We start from the raw sequence: 13575 nt of genomic DNA, 5'->3' as shown, positions 1-13575 counted from the left end.
TGGCTGCTCATCGGGGTGGCGCTGACCGTGCTGGGCAGCGGGGCCGCCGCGCTGGGCGCCGGCCGCGGCGACACCCCGGTGATCCTCACCGGGCTGATCCTGGGTGAGCTGGGCCTGGTCTTCTGCACGCCCACGCTGATCGGGCTGCTGGCCCGGCTCGGCCGGCTGCTGCCGCCCGCGCCCCGGATCGCGCTGCGCGACGCCAGCCGCAACCGCTCGTCGGCCGCCCCGGCCATCTCCGCGGTGATGGCCGCCGTCGCCGGTAGCGTCGCCCTGGGCGTCTACGTGGCCAGCGACGACGCCCGTAACCAGGCCGAGTGGCAGCCGGGGATGCCGCCGGGGCGGGTGCTGCTGTTGCGCGGCGACCGGGACTCCACCGGCCCGCTGCCCCCGCTTCCGCTGATCACCGAGCGGGTCCGGGCCGAGTTGGGTACCGACGCCGTGCTGCCGGTGGCGGTGCCCGGCTGCACGCAGGTGCGGCACCCGAGCGCCTACTGCACGGTCGCGCCGGTGCTGCCCGCCGGCCGGGCCTGCCCGTACGACGCGGAGTCGTACCGGACGTCCGAGGTCCGCCGCGCGGCGCTGGCCGACCCGCGCTGTGTCCCGCCGGTCCGCATCGTCAGCGGTTTCTACCTGCCCGCGATGGTCGACGACGGCGCCGCCCTGGGGGTGCTCAGCGGTGCGCCGGCGGCCGAGGTGGCGGCGGCGACCGCCGTGCTGCGGGCCGGTGGCGTGGTGGTGACCGACCCCCGCTACCTGGTCGACGGCCGGGTGACGCTCCGGGTCGACCGGTCGGTCGACGAATCCCGCCCGACGGTGGCCACCACCGTCACCCTCCCCGGTCACCTGCTGCGCGACGGGCTGCCGGTGGACCGGCTGGTGCTCTCCCCGGCCGCCGCCGCCCGGGTCGGCCTGCGGACGGAGCCGGTCGGTTTCGCCGTCGACACCCGGTCCGCGCCGACCACCGCGCAACTCGACCGGGTGGTCACCGCGCTGCGGCCGTTGCTGCCGGTGACGGCGCAGATCGAGCGGGGTCCGCCGCGCTCGGAGCAGCGGCCGGTGCTGCTCCTGCTGGCCGCCGGCGCCGGGGTGATCACCCTGGGTGCGGCCGGGGTGGCCACCGGGCTCGCCGCGGCGGAGGGCCGTCGGGATCTCTCCACGCTCGCGGCGGTGGGGGCCAGTCCCCGGGTTCGCCGGGTGCTCTCGCTCTGCCAGGCGGGGGTGATCGCCGTGGTGGGTTCGGTGCTCGGCATCGCGGCCGGGCTCGGCTCCGCCCTGATCATCCTGACCTCGATGAACCGCCAGTACGCCCAGAACTGGCCGGTCCAGACGCCGTACCCGGTGGTGGTGCCCTGGCAGACCCTCGGCGTGCTGGTGGTGGTGCCGCTGGTGGCGATGCTCGGTGCCGGCCTGTTCACCCGGTCCCGCCTCGCGGTCGAACGCCGGCTGGACTGAGCGGCCCGCCGGGAGCCGGTGGGTGCGGACACCGCGTCGACCAGGCAGACTGGCCGGGTGCCCGTACTCGGAACCCTCACCCGCCGGCTCGGTCACCACGAGTGGTTCGGCGCCACCATGCGCCTGCTGGTCCCCGTCGACCGGATGGTCGGGCGGCTCACCCGGGGCCGGGTGGTCGCGCTGGGGCTGGTCCCCTCGCTGATCATCACGACCACCGGGCACCGTTCCGGCCTGCCGCGCAGCAACCCCCTGCTGTACGTGCCGGACGGCGACGGGTTCGTGGTGATCGGCTCCAACTGGGGTCAGCGGCACCAGCCCGGCTGGGTGCTGAACCTGCTCGCCCGGCCGCAGGCGGAGGTCGCCGTCAAGGGTCGCCGGCTCGCCGTCCGCGCCGACCTGGCGACCGGGGCCGAGCGGGAACGGCTCTGGCAGCTGCTGGTCACCGAGTGGCCGGCGTACCGGACGTACGTGCGGCGGGCCGGCGGCCGGGAGATCCACATCTTCCGGCTGGCCCCGACCGGTGCCGACCTGCCGTGACCGTGCCGGAGCCGGCGGCCGGGGTGGACCTGGACGATCCGCGCTGGCAGGTCGCCGGGCGGACGGCCGACGCGGCGCGGCGACGCTTCCCGGCGGACATCCTGGCGGTGGCCGTGCACGGCCCGCTGGCGCACGGCGACGACGACGGTGGCGGGGACGCCGAGGTCGGCCTGCTGCTGGTCACCTACCGGGCGGGCGGCGGCCCGGCCCCGTCGACCCGGCGGGTGGACGGGGTGCTGGTCGGGCTGACCGTGGCCGACGCCGACGGCTACCTGCGGCAGGCCCGGACGCTGACCCCGGCCTGGCCGCTGACCGCCGACCGGTACGTCACCACCGTCGCGCTGTACGACCCGACCGGCTGGCTGCGTACCCTGCGTGACGAGCATCTGGGCCGGCTGGCCCGGACCCGGCCGGCGGAGTTCAGCGCCGCCGCCCGGGACGCCTGGTACCGGGGCTGGGCGGCGTACGCCCGCGCGACCCGGCTCGCCGAGTGGTACGAGACCGACCAGGCGCTGGTGATGCTGGGTGAGGCGAGGCTGGCGGCGGCCACGGTCAGCGGCCTGCTCAGCCGCACCTACTTCCGTGATCCGGGCGACGCGGTACGGCGTGCCGGGTTGGCCGGCGCGGACATGACCGAGGTGGGCAGGGTGCTGACCGGCCAGGCCGAGGAGTTGGCCGCCCGGGGCCGTCCGGTCGACGGCACGGTGGACGACCTGCTGACCGGCTGAGCCCGGGGTCAGCCGAGGCCGCCCTGCACCCCGATGAGCATCCCGATGAGGTAGGTCGCGCCGGCCGCCGCCGCGCCGAGCAGCAGCTGCCGCAGTCCGCCGGCCCACCACGGGCGGTGGGTGAACCGGGCCACGACCGCCCCGGCGACGAAGAGCCCCACCCCGCCGACGGCGAGCGCCAGCGCCAGACTGGTGGAGCCGAGCAGGTAGCTCAGCAGCGGGATCAGCGCGCCGACGGAGAAGCAGAGGAACGACGAGATCGCCGCCGCCCAGGGGCTGGGCTGTTCGTCGGGGTCGACACCCAGCTCCTCCCGGACGTGCACCCGCAGCGCCTCCTCCGGGTTGCGGCGTACCGCCTCGGCGACCTGGTCGGCCAGGTCGCGGGGCAGGCCCCGGGCCACCCAGGCGTCGGACAACTCCCGGGCCTCGGCCTCGGGGTGGCGTTCCAGCTCGCGGCGTTCCTTGGCCACCTCGGCGGCGACCTGCTCGTTGGCCGACCGGACGCTGGTGTACTCGCCCAGCCCCATCGAGATGGCGCCGGCGACCAGGCCGGCGGTGCCGGTGAGCACGATGCTGTGCGCCGACACCCCACCGCCGCCGACCCCGGCGATCAGGGCGATGTTGGTGACCAGGCCGTCCATCGCGCCGAAGACGGCGGGCCGCAGCCAGCCGCCGGACACGTCCGCGTGGTGCGCCTCCCGCAGCGCCGCCGGGGTGTCGGTCACGGCAGGGTGAGGATCTCGAAGCCGTCGTCGGTGACGACGATGGTGTGCTCGAACTGGGCCGTCCACTTCCGGTCCTTGGTGACGACCGTCCAGCCGTCGTCCCACATGTCGTACTGGTAGGTGCCGAGGGTGATCATCGGCTCGACGGTGAAGGTCATGCCGGGTTCCATGATGTCGGTGGGCCGGGGGCTGTCGTAGTGCGGCACGTACAGGCCGCTGTGGAACGCCTCGCCGATGCCGTGGCCGGTGAAGTCGCGGACCACCCCGTACCCGAACCGCTTGGCGTACGACTCGATGACCCGGCCGATCACGTTGATCTGCCGGCCGGGGCGGACGGCCCGGATGCCGCGCATCATCGCCTCGTGGGTGCGCTCGACGAGCAGCCGGGCCTCCTCGCTGACCTCGCCCACGCAGAAGGTGGCGTCGGTGTCGCCGTGCACCCCGTCGAGGTAGGCGGTGACGTCGACGTTGACGATGTCACCGTCGGCGAGCACGGTCGAGTCGGGGATGCCGTGGCAGATGACCTCGTTGATGCTGGTGCAGCAGGACTTGGGGAAGCCCCGGTAGCCCAGCGTCGACGGGTAGGCGCCGTGGTCGACGAGGAACTCGTGCACCACCCGGTCGATCTCGTCGGTGGTGACCCCGGGCTTGCAGTGCGCGCCCGCGAGCTGGGTGGCCTGCGCCGCCAACCGGCCGGCGACCCGCATCTTCTCGATGGTCTGCGGGGTCTGCACGTGCGAGCCGCGCCACTGCTGGGGTTGCTTCCTGCCCACGTACTCGGGGCGGGCGATGTGGTCGGGGACCGCTCGCCACGGGGAGAGCGTGCCGGGGGTGAGCGGGGCACGGACGGTCATGACGACAGCCTATCTCCGGGGGGCGGGGCGGCTCCGGCACGGCCCGGCGGTTGTTGCCGTCACCACCGGGCTGTGCAATGGTGGCTGGGTGGATCTAGGGGGCGTACCGCCCGTGTTCTCCGCGCGCGCGGAGGTCACCGGGGACCACGTCCGCGTCACGGTGACCGGCGAGGTCGACATGGCCACCGCCGACACCATGGTCCAGACCACCCTCCGTGAGCAGGCCCGGCAGGTCACCCTGGATCTGCGCGCGGTCACCTTCTTCGACTCCGCCGCCATCCACGCGGTGGTCCAGCTCGCCCGGCGGTTCCCGGGCACGCTGACCGTGTTCCCGTCCCGGCAGGTCAGCCGGGTGCTGGAGATCTCCGGCCTCGGCGACCAGGAGTGGCTGCGCCCGGTCTGACCCGGGGCCGCGCCGGGCCGGCTCAGTCGGCCAGCCGGCGGCGCAGCGACACCTCGGTCCCCTCGTCGGTACGGCGTACCGTCAGCTCGCCGAGGGCCTCGATCAGCGCGAGCCCCCGGCCCCGGAACCCCGCCCCGGTCGACTCCCGCCACCGGCCGCTGTCGCGCACCGTCGCCACCACCGTGCCCTCGACGATCGACACCTCGACCCCGATCGTCGGCTCCACCGGCGCGACCGGGTGCTCGATGGCGTTGGCGGCGGCCTCGGACACGGCGACGATCAGGTCGAACAGGTCGTTCTCCCCCACGCCGTGCGCGACCAGGAAGTCCTCCAGCCGCTTGCGCAGCACGCTGAGCCGGTTCGGGTCGGCGGGCAGCCGCAACGCGAACCGGTTCAGCTCGGCGGCCTCCAGCGCCAGCACCGCGACGTCGTCGTGCCGGCTACGCCCGTCGACCCGCTCCACCACGGCGTCCACCAGGTCGGCGACGTGCGCGCCACCGGCCCCCGCGCCGGCGTCCACCCGGAGCTGGGCGAGCGCCGCGTCGATGCCGGCCTGCCGGTCCTCGATCAGCCCGTCGGTGTAGAGCAGCAGCCGACCGCCGGGGGCGAGTCCACCCTCGACGGTGCGGTAGTCGGTGCCGGTGATCGCGCCGATGGGCGGCCCGAGGGCCCGCTCGTGCAGGAACGCCACGTCGTCTCCTCGGATCAGCAGGGGGGACGGATGACCGGCGCTGGCATACCGCAGCCGGCCGGTGCGCGGAGTGAAGGAGAGGCAGAACACGGTGGCGAACGACTGCCGCTCGGTCGAGCCGACCAGCCGGTTGAGCCGGGTCAACGCCTGCCCCGGGTCGTAGCCCTCCAGCAGGTAGGCCCGCAGCCCGTTGCGGAGCTGGCCCATCGCGGCGGCGGCCTGGACGCCCTTGCCGACCACGTCGCCGATGACGAGCACCACCTCGTCGTCGCCGGTGCCGATCACGTCGTACCAGTCGCCGCCGACCTCGACGTCGGCGCTGCCGGGCAGGTAGCGGCTGGCCACCACCGCGCCGGGGAGCTGGGGCAGCGAACGCGGCAGCAGGCTGTGCTGGAGGGTGGTGGCGATCCGGTGTTCGGCCTCGTAGAGCTGGGCGTTCTCCAGCCGTACGCCGATCAGGCGGGCCAGTTGGGTGAGGGCGGCGTGCTCGGTGCCGTCGCCCTCCCGACGCCAGACGCGCAGCTCACCGAGCTGCCCACCGGTGCTGCCGGTCAGCGGCAGCACCTGGGACGGCTGGTCGGGGCCGGGGCCGGGGCCGCCGCCGTCGACCTCGTGCCGGGCGCCGGTGACCGTGGTGACCGACACCCGGGCCGCCTCGGCGAGGTGCAGGGCGTGCCGGGCGGCGACCCGGACCACGTCGGCGGTCGACTTCGCGGTGTTGACCGCCACGGCGGCGTCGGCGAGCGCCCGCAGCCGCCGGATGATCTGCCCGCGCAACTGGCCCAGCTCGACGTTGGCCCGGACCCGGGCGATCAGCTCCGTGCCGGAGAACGGCTTGGTGAGGTAGTCGTCGGCGCCCACGGAGAGGCCGGCGACCGCCTCGGCGGAACCGGCCCGCGCGGAGAGCAGCACGATCGGCACGTGCCGGGTGGCCGGGTTGGCACGCAGCGCGGTGACCAGGCCGTAGCCGTCCAACCGGGGCATCATCACGTCGGTGAGCACCAGGTCGAACGGGCTTGCGGTGGCCTCCTGGAGGGCCACCGCGCCGTCCGGCACGGCCACCACCTCGTACTCGGGGCTGAGCAGCCGGGTGACGTGTTCGCGCAGGTCGGCGTTGTCGTCGGCGAGCAGGATCCGGCCGGCCCGGCCGGGGGCACCGGGTGCCGGGACGGCCCCGGCCGGGTCGGGCCGGTCGGTCCACAGGGCGGTCTCCGCGACGTAGAGCGACGCCTGCGACGACTCGGTGGTGGGCAGCGGCCCGGGGCCGGCGACCCGGTCGGGCGGCAGGTGCGCGGAGCCGAACGGGACGGTCACGGTGACCGTGGTGCCGTGGTCGACCCGGCTGGTGGCGGCGACCGCGCCGCCGTGCATCTCCACCAGCTCGCGGACGAGGGCCAGGCCGATCCCGGTGCCCTCGTGGGTGCGCGAGCGGACCCCCGGGACCCGGTGGAACCGCTCGAAGACGTGCGGGACCTCCTCTACGGCGATGCCCACCCCGGTGTCGGCCACCTCCAGCCGTGCCGTGCCGTCGACCGCGACCACCCGGACCCGGATCTCGCCGTCGAAGGTGAACTTGAGCGCGTTGGAGAGCAGGTTGAAGACGATCTTTTCCCACATGTCGCGGTCCAGGAAGACCGGCGCGGGCAGCGGCGGGCAGTCGACCACGAGCCGCAGCCCGGCCCGCTCGGTCGCCGAGCGGAACGTGCTGGCCAGCCGGGAGGTGTATTCGGCGAGGTCGGTGGGCTGGTAGTGGGCGGCCAGCCGACCGGATTCCAGCCGGGAGAAGTCGAGCACCGTGTTGACCAGCTTGAGCAGGCGCAGCGCGTTGCGGTGCATCACGGTCAGCCGGTCGAGGTGCGCGGCGGGCAGCGTCGGGTCGGCCAGCATGTCCTCCAGCGGACCGAGGACGAGGGTCAGCGGAGTGCGGAACTCGTGGCTGACGTTGGCGAAGAAGTTGGTCTTGGCGCGGTCCAGCGCGGCCAGCTCGGCGGCCCGGGACCGCTCCTGCTCGTACACCCGCTGCTGGCCGACCACCCGGGACACCTGCGCGGCGATCAGGCCCAGGAAGTCGCGGTACTCGTCGGTGAACGGCAGCCGGGCGGAGCGGCCGACCACCAGCGCCCCGGCGGGCTCGCTGGTGGCGGTGAGCGGCAGCACCAGGGCCCGGGGGGCGACGTCGCCCGGCACCGCGCCGAGCAGCTCGGCGACCTCGATCTCGGTGGCGACCCCGCCGGCGGCGACCCGGGCCAGCGTGGCCGGCAGCTCGGCCGGTACCCGGGCGGGATCGACGCCGCTGACCCCGGCCGGCACCGGCCGGCCGGGCTCGTCGGTCAGGTAGACCAGGGCGAACGGGACGTCGGCCCGGTGCCCGTCGAGCACCGCCGCCGTGGCCTGCCCCAGCTCGGCCATGCTGCCGGCCGCGCCGAGCCGGGAGCCGAGTTCGGCCAGGGCCCGCAGCCGGCGTTCCCCGACGACCCGGCCGGTGGTCTCGTTGACGAAGCAGAAGACGCCGTTGACGCTGCCGTCGTCGTCACGGATCGGATCGTAGGAGATGTCGAAGTAGACCCGCTCGACGAAGCCGTGCCGGTCGAGCAGGAACGGGTGGTTCTCACCCCGGTAGGACTCGCCGCCGCGACGTACCCCGTCGAGCAGGGGGCCGAGCACGTCCCAGGTCTCGGCCCAGTGTTCCCGGGCCGGCCGGCCGAGCGCGACGGGATGCTTGTCGCCGATGGTGGGCCGGTAGGCGTCGTTGTAGAAGGCCAACTGGTCGGGGCCCCAGAACATCACGATCTGGGCCCGCGAGGAGAGCATCATGCCGATGGCGTGGCTCAGCGCCGCCGGCCAGGTGTCGGGGCTGCCGAGCGGGCCGGCCGCCCAGTCGTGTTCGCTCAGCCGGCGACCCATCTCGCCACCGGCCGCGAACGCCCCGGCCAGCCACGGCGGCAGTACGCGGTCGGCGGACGACAGCGCGGACAGCCCTCGTCCGTCCTCGCCCCCACGGGCCGAGCTCATCCGCGCCCCCTGCTTCGGCCGGTCGTGCCCCCCAGAACGCCTCGGCTCACGCCGGTCGCGTCCGTCTTCTACCCCGACGGATCAGGAACGTAACGCATGGGTTCGGACGGACGCTGGTAACCCGTGCCTCATCCTGCCGTCATCTGCCCGACAGCGCACGGTGAGGGGCCGGCGTTCAGAAGATCGGCAGGCCGTCGATGCTGGCCGCGTTCTTGGTCGCCCGGTAGGTGACCAGATCCTCGGCGGTCCGCCGGGAGTGTGACGTGAGCAACAGGTCCCGGTCGCCGCGGTAGTCCATCAGGGGCACCGCGAAGCCGCAGGAGTCACTGACCCGTTCCACGGTCACCCCGATCACCGCCCGCACGGCGTGCACGTCGGGCGGCTCGGGGAAGCCGGCCAGCAGCGCCGCGAAGCCCGGGTCGGTGACCGGGGTGGCGACGCCCCGCCCGTGCAGCCGGACGATCTTCGGCGGGCCGTCGAAGGCGCAGAACATCAGCGTGATCCGGCCGTTGTCCCGCAGGTGGGCGATCGTCTCCGCGCCGCTGCCGTGGTAATCCAGCCAGGCCACCCGGTGCGGGCCGAGCACGACGAAGGTGCCCCGCATGCCCTTGGGTGAGACGTTGACGTGCCCGTCGCCGCCGCTGGGCGCGGTGGCCACGAAGAACATCGGCTGCGCCTCGACAAACTCCCGCAGTCGACCGTCCAGCGCCGGATACACGGTCCCCATGCGGTCATCCTGCCGCCACCGACCGCATCTCGGGACAGTTTTCCCACCTGGCAGGAAGCATCAGCACTCCCGGGCCGCCCGGACCAGGGCGGTCACCGGGCGCGGGTCGTCGTCGTTCTCCGGATGCCACTGCACCCCGAGCAGGAACCGCCGCGCCGGGTCCTCCACCGCCTCCACCACCGAGTCGTCGGCCCAGCCGGTGACCGTGAGCCGCCCCGGATCGGCCACCGCCTGATGGTGGTACGAGTTGACCCGGTCCACCCCGGCCAGCACCGTCGCCGTCCGGGTCCCCGGCGCGAACCGGACCGGATGCTCCCCGTACACCCCCGGGGCGGGACGGTGCCGGTCGTGGCCCACCACGTCCGGCAGGTGCTGGTGCAGCGTCCCGCCGTGCGCGACGGCCAGCAACTGCATGCCCCGGCACACCCCGAGCACCGGCAGGTCGACGGCGAGCGCGGCGGCCAACAGCGCCGACTCCCCGGCGTCCCGGTCGGGCCGGGGCTCGGTACGCGGGTCCACCGGCTGGCCGTAGCGCTCCGGGCCGACGTCCGCGCCGCCGGCCAGCAGCAGCCCGTCGAGCACGTCGACCACGTCGGCGTCCAGGTCGTCGGGGGGCAGCACCACGGCCCGGCCCCCGGCGGCGGTCACCGAACGGACGTACGCCTGCGGCACCAGCGACGCCGGCACGTCCCGCCAGACCGCCCAGCTCGCCGGCTCGACGTACCCGGTGATGCCGATCAGCGGACGCGCCGGACGCCCGGCGGACCGGCTCACAGCGGGGTGACGTACGCGCCGGTGATGCCGCCGTCGACGACGAACTGCGCGGCGGTCATGAACGACGCGTCGTCGCTGGCCAGGAACGCCACCGCGGCGGCGATCTCCTCCGGTGCGCCGAACCGGCCCATCGGCACGTGCACCAGCCGGCGGGCGGCCCGCTCCGGGTCGGCGGCGAACAGCTCCAGCAGCAGCGGGGTGGCGACCGGGCCGGGGCAGAGCGCGTTGACCCGGATGCCCTCCCGGGCGAACTGCACGCCCAGCTCCCGGGTCATCGCCAGCACCCCGCCCTTGCTCGCGGTGTACGCGATCTGCGAGGTGGCCGCCCCCATCAGCGCCACGAACGAGGCGGTGTTGATGATCGAACCCTTGCCCTGCCGACGCATGTGCGGAATGACGTACTTGCAGCACAGATAGACGCTCGTGGTGTTGACCCGCAGCACCCGCTCCCAGGCGTCCAGCCCGGTGTCGAGGATCGAGTCGTCGTCGGGCGGGGAGATGCCGGCGTTGTTGAACGCCACGTCGACCCGGCCGTGCCGCTGCGCCACCCCGTCGAAGAGGTCCCGCACGGCCGCCTCGTCGGCGACGTCGGTGTGCACGTACTCCCCGCCGACCTCCTCGGCGGCCCGCCCGCCGGCCTCGTCGTCGATGTCGACGCAGACCACCCGGGCCCCCTCGGCGGCGAACCGCCGCACGGTGGCCAACCCGATCCCGCTGCCCGCCCCGGTCACCACGGCGATCCGGTCCTGTAGCCGACCCTGCACTGGCGTCACTCCTCTGTGCTGATGAAGACGTTCTTGACGTCGGTGAAGGCGTGCAGCGCGTCCGGGCCCAGCTCACGGCCGAGCCCGGAACGCTTCATCCCACCGAACGGGGTCCAGTAGCGCACCGAGGAGTGCGAGTTGACGCTGAGGTTGCCGGCCTCCACGGCGCGGGCCAGCCGCAGCGCCCGGCCGACGTCCCGGGTCCAGATCGAGCCGGACAGGCCGTACTCGGTGTCGTTGGCGAGCCGGACCGCGTCGGCCTCGTCGTCGAAGGGAAGCACTGAGACGACCGGCCCGAAGATCTCCTCCCGCCAGTGCCGGTCGGCCGGGGAGTCGGCGAGCAGCACCGTCGGGGCGTGCCAGAAGCCGGGGCCGTCGGGGCGGGAACCGGTGAAGGCGACCGTCGCGCCGTCGAGGTAGCCGGCGACCCGGTCCCGGTGCGCGGCGGAGATCAGCGGGCCCATCTCGGCGGTCTCGGCGGCCGGGTCCTCCACCCGCAGCGCCCGGACCGCCGGTTCGAGCAGTTCCAGGAACCTGTCGTACGCGGGGCGCTGGACCAGGATGCGGGAGCGGGCGCAGCAGTCCTGGCCGGCGTTGTCGAACACCGCGTACGGCGCGGTGGCCGCCGCCTTCTCCAGGTCGGCGTCGGCGAAGACCAGGTTGGCGCTCTTGCCGCCCAACTCCAGGGTGACCCGTTTCACCTGGGCGGCGCAGCCGGCCATGATCCGGGTGCCCACCTCGGTCGAGCCGGTGAAGCAGACCTTCCGCACGGCGGGGTGGGTGACGAACCGTTCGCCGACCACGTCGCCCCGGCCGGGCAGCACGGTGAACACGCCCTCCGGCAGTCCGGCGGCCAACCCCAGCTCGGCCAGGCGCAGCGCGGTCAGCGGGGTCAGCTCGGCGGGTTTGAGCACGACCGTGTTGCCGGCCGCCAGCGCCGGGGCGAAACCCCAGGCGGCGATCGGCATCGGGAAGTTCCACGGGACGATCACCCCGACCACGCCGAGCGGTTCGTGGAAGGTGACGTCCCACCCGCCGGGCACCGGGATCTGCTGCCCGGTCAGCCGCTCCGGCGCCCCCGCGTAGTAGTCGAGCACGTCGCGGACGTTGCCCGCCTCCCACCGCGCGTTGCCGATGGTGTGCCCGGAGTTACGCACCTCCAGCCGCGCCAACTCCTCCAGGTGGCTGTCGACCAGCCCGGCGAACCGCCGCAGAATCCGCCCCCGCTCCCCCGGCGCGACCCCCCGCCACGACGCAAAGGCGGCATCCGCCCGCCCGATAGCCGCATCCACCTCCCCCAGCTCGGTGGCCGCCACCTCCCCCACCACATCCCCGCTGGCCGGATCGACCACCCGCGTCACACCCCACCCCTTTCCCTGTCGATCATGGAGTTGTGGTGCCCCGCGAAATCCACAACCAGCCACATATCGTCCACCACAACTCCAGGATCGACAGCGGGGTGGGGGTCAGAGGCGTTCGAAGCCACGGGTGAGTTCCCAGTCGGTGACGGCGGCGTCGAAGGCGGCCAGTTCGACCTTCGCGAGGTTGGCGTAGTGGGCGTGCACCTCTTCGCCGAAGGCGGCGCGGGCGATCTCGGAGTTCTGCCAGAGGGTCAGGGCGTCGCGCAGGGTCGCGGGGACGCGCTCGGCGGCCGGGTCGTCGTAGGCGTTGCCGGTGCACTCGTCGGCCAGCTCCAGCTCCTGTTCGATGCCGTGTACCGCCCCGGCGACCAGGGCGGCGATCGCCAGGTACGGGTTGACGTCCGCGCCGGGCACCCGGTTCTCCACCCGCATCCCCTGCCCGTGGCCGACCAGCCGCAGCGCGCAGGTGCGGTTGTCGGTGCCCCAGCGCAGCGCGGTCGGCGCGAACGAGCCGGGTTGGTAACGCTTGTAGGAGTTGATGTTCGGGGCGAACAGCACGCTCATCTCCCGCATGGTGGCGAGCAGCCCGGCCAGCACCCGCTGCCCGGTGACGCTGAGCTGCGCCGGCCCGTCACCGAGCATCGCCGAGCGGCCGTCGACGTCGCGCAGCGAGAAGTGGATGTGGCAGGAGTTGCCCTCCCGGGCGTTGGGCTTGGCCATGAACGTGATCGACACGCCCTCCTGGGCGGCGATCTCCTTCGCCCCGTTCTTGTAGATCACGTGGTGGTCGGCACAGGCCACCGCCTCGTCGTAGCGGAAGGCGATCTCGTGCTGGCCGAGGTTGCACTCACCCTTGGCGCTCTCCGGGGTCAACCCGGCACCGGCCATCTCGGTGCGGATGCGGCGCAGCAGCGGCTCCACCCGGGCGGTGCCCAGCAGCGAGTAGTCCACGTTGTATTGATTCGCCGGGGTGAGGTCGCGGTAGCCGCGCCGCCACGCCTCCTCGTACGAGTCGCGGTAGAGGACGAACTCCAGCTCGGTGCCGGCGTACGCGGTCAGCCCGTGGTCGGCCAGCCGGTCGAGCTGCCGGCGCAGGATCTGCCGGGGCGAGGCGACCACCGGGCCGGAGCCGTCCAGCCACTCCAGGTCGGCCAGGAGCAGCACGCTGCCCGGCTGCCACGGCATCCGGCGCAGGGTGGACAGGTCGGGACGCATGGCGAAGTCGCCGTAGCCGCGTTCCCAGCTCGACATGGCGTACCCGTCGACGGTGTTCATGTCGACGTCCACGGCGAGCAGGTAGTTGCAGCCCTCGCTGCCGTTGGCGACCACCTGGTCGAGGAAGAACGGGGCGTGGAACCGTTTGCCCTGGAGGCGGCCCTGCATGTCGGTCAGGGCGAGCACCACCGTGTCGATCTCGCCCTCGGCGACGGCGACCCGGAGCTGTTCCAGCGTGAGCGGGGCTTTCCTCATCCGTGCGCCTCCATCACCAAGGTCTACCGGCCGAGCGGATCACCGTCAATGCCCCGTCCGGGCGGGCCGGCAAA

12 protein-coding genes are annotated in these 13575 nt (G+C 73.9%); 4 read left to right on the top strand and 8 right to left on the bottom strand.

The window, feature by feature from the left end:
* From H1A17_RS14260 to H1A17_RS14250, 3 genes are all read left to right on the top strand, one after another.
* A partial coding sequence (locus H1A17_RS14260; protein ID WP_194822058.1) for an FtsX-like permease family protein occupies nt 1-1455 on the top strand: 1455 nt, incomplete at its 5' end.
* Nucleotides 1456-1512: 57 nt separating this feature from the next.
* The gene (locus H1A17_RS14255) at nt 1513-1992 is read left to right on the top strand and encodes a nitroreductase family deazaflavin-dependent oxidoreductase (RefSeq protein WP_145918411.1); all 480 of its coding nucleotides are present in this window, start codon (nt 1513-1515) and stop codon (nt 1990-1992) included.
* Nucleotides 1989-2720 (top strand): nucleotidyltransferase domain-containing protein, encoded by a 732-nt coding sequence (locus tag H1A17_RS14250; RefSeq protein WP_309236774.1) that lies wholly within the window; start codon nt 1989-1991, stop codon nt 2718-2720. Before H1A17_RS14255 ends, H1A17_RS14250 begins: the two co-directional genes overlap by 4 nt.
* Nucleotides 2721-2728: 8 nt before the next feature.
* Here the strand turns inward: H1A17_RS14250 and H1A17_RS14245 are convergent, their stop codons facing one another.
* On the bottom strand, nt 2729-3445 hold the full coding sequence (locus H1A17_RS14245) for a VIT1/CCC1 transporter family protein (protein WP_145918410.1): 717 nt from the start codon (nt 3443-3445) through the stop codon (nt 2729-2731).
* Nucleotides 3442-4299 carry a type I methionyl aminopeptidase gene (map, locus tag H1A17_RS14240; protein WP_088645554.1) on the bottom strand — a complete coding sequence of 286 codons (858 nt, stop codon included), beginning with the start codon at nt 4297-4299 and terminating at the stop codon, nt 3442-3444. The genes H1A17_RS14245 and map overlap by 4 nt, the downstream gene beginning before the upstream one ends.
* On the opposite strand from map, the gene H1A17_RS14235 reads away from it, so the two are divergent.
* A complete protein-coding gene (locus H1A17_RS14235) occupies nt 4298-4702 on the top strand; it encodes an STAS domain-containing protein (RefSeq protein ID WP_145918409.1) in 405 nt (134 codons plus the stop codon). The two genes, map and H1A17_RS14235, sit on opposite strands and share 2 nt — an antisense overlap.
* A 22-nt stretch (nt 4703-4724) precedes the next feature.
* Here H1A17_RS14235 and H1A17_RS14230 read toward each other — a convergent pair whose 3' ends face one another.
* The 6 genes from H1A17_RS14230 to H1A17_RS14205 form a co-directional block, all read right to left on the bottom strand.
* Nucleotides 4725-8405 carry a SpoIIE family protein phosphatase gene (locus tag H1A17_RS14230; protein ID WP_194822057.1) on the bottom strand — a complete coding sequence of 1227 codons (3681 nt, stop codon included), beginning with the start codon at nt 8403-8405 and terminating at the stop codon, nt 4725-4727.
* A gap of 175 nt (nt 8406-8580) precedes the next feature.
* The gene (locus H1A17_RS14225) at nt 8581-9132 is read right to left on the bottom strand and encodes a pyridoxamine 5'-phosphate oxidase family protein (RefSeq protein ID WP_145918407.1); all 552 of its coding nucleotides are present in this window, start codon (nt 9130-9132) and stop codon (nt 8581-8583) included.
* Between the two features lie 60 nt (nt 9133-9192).
* The gene (locus tag H1A17_RS14220; protein WP_145918406.1) at nt 9193-9906 is read right to left on the bottom strand and encodes a gamma-glutamyl-gamma-aminobutyrate hydrolase family protein; all 714 of its coding nucleotides are present in this window, start codon (nt 9904-9906) and stop codon (nt 9193-9195) included.
* Nucleotides 9903-10670, bottom strand: a complete 768-nt coding sequence (locus tag H1A17_RS14215; RefSeq protein WP_194822056.1) for a 3-oxoacyl-ACP reductase — start codon at nt 10668-10670, stop codon at nt 9903-9905. The genes H1A17_RS14220 and H1A17_RS14215 overlap by 4 nt, the downstream gene beginning before the upstream one ends.
* A gap of 5 nt (nt 10671-10675) precedes the next feature.
* Entirely contained in the window at nt 10676-12022 is a 1347-nt protein-coding gene (locus H1A17_RS14210) for an aldehyde dehydrogenase family protein (RefSeq protein ID WP_375372812.1), read from the bottom strand.
* Between the two features lie 114 nt (nt 12023-12136).
* Nucleotides 12137-13501 (bottom strand): glutamine synthetase family protein, encoded by a 1365-nt coding sequence (locus tag H1A17_RS14205; protein WP_194822054.1) that lies wholly within the window; start codon nt 13499-13501, stop codon nt 12137-12139.
* Nucleotides 13502-13575: the final 74 nt, after the last annotated feature.

This window comes from Micromonospora sp. S-DT3-3-22, from assembly GCF_015354745.1.
Classification (GTDB): domain Bacteria; phylum Actinomycetota; class Actinomycetes; order Mycobacteriales; family Micromonosporaceae; genus Micromonospora; species Micromonospora wenchangensis.
This window is presented reverse-complemented; position numbering and strand designations above follow the sequence as displayed.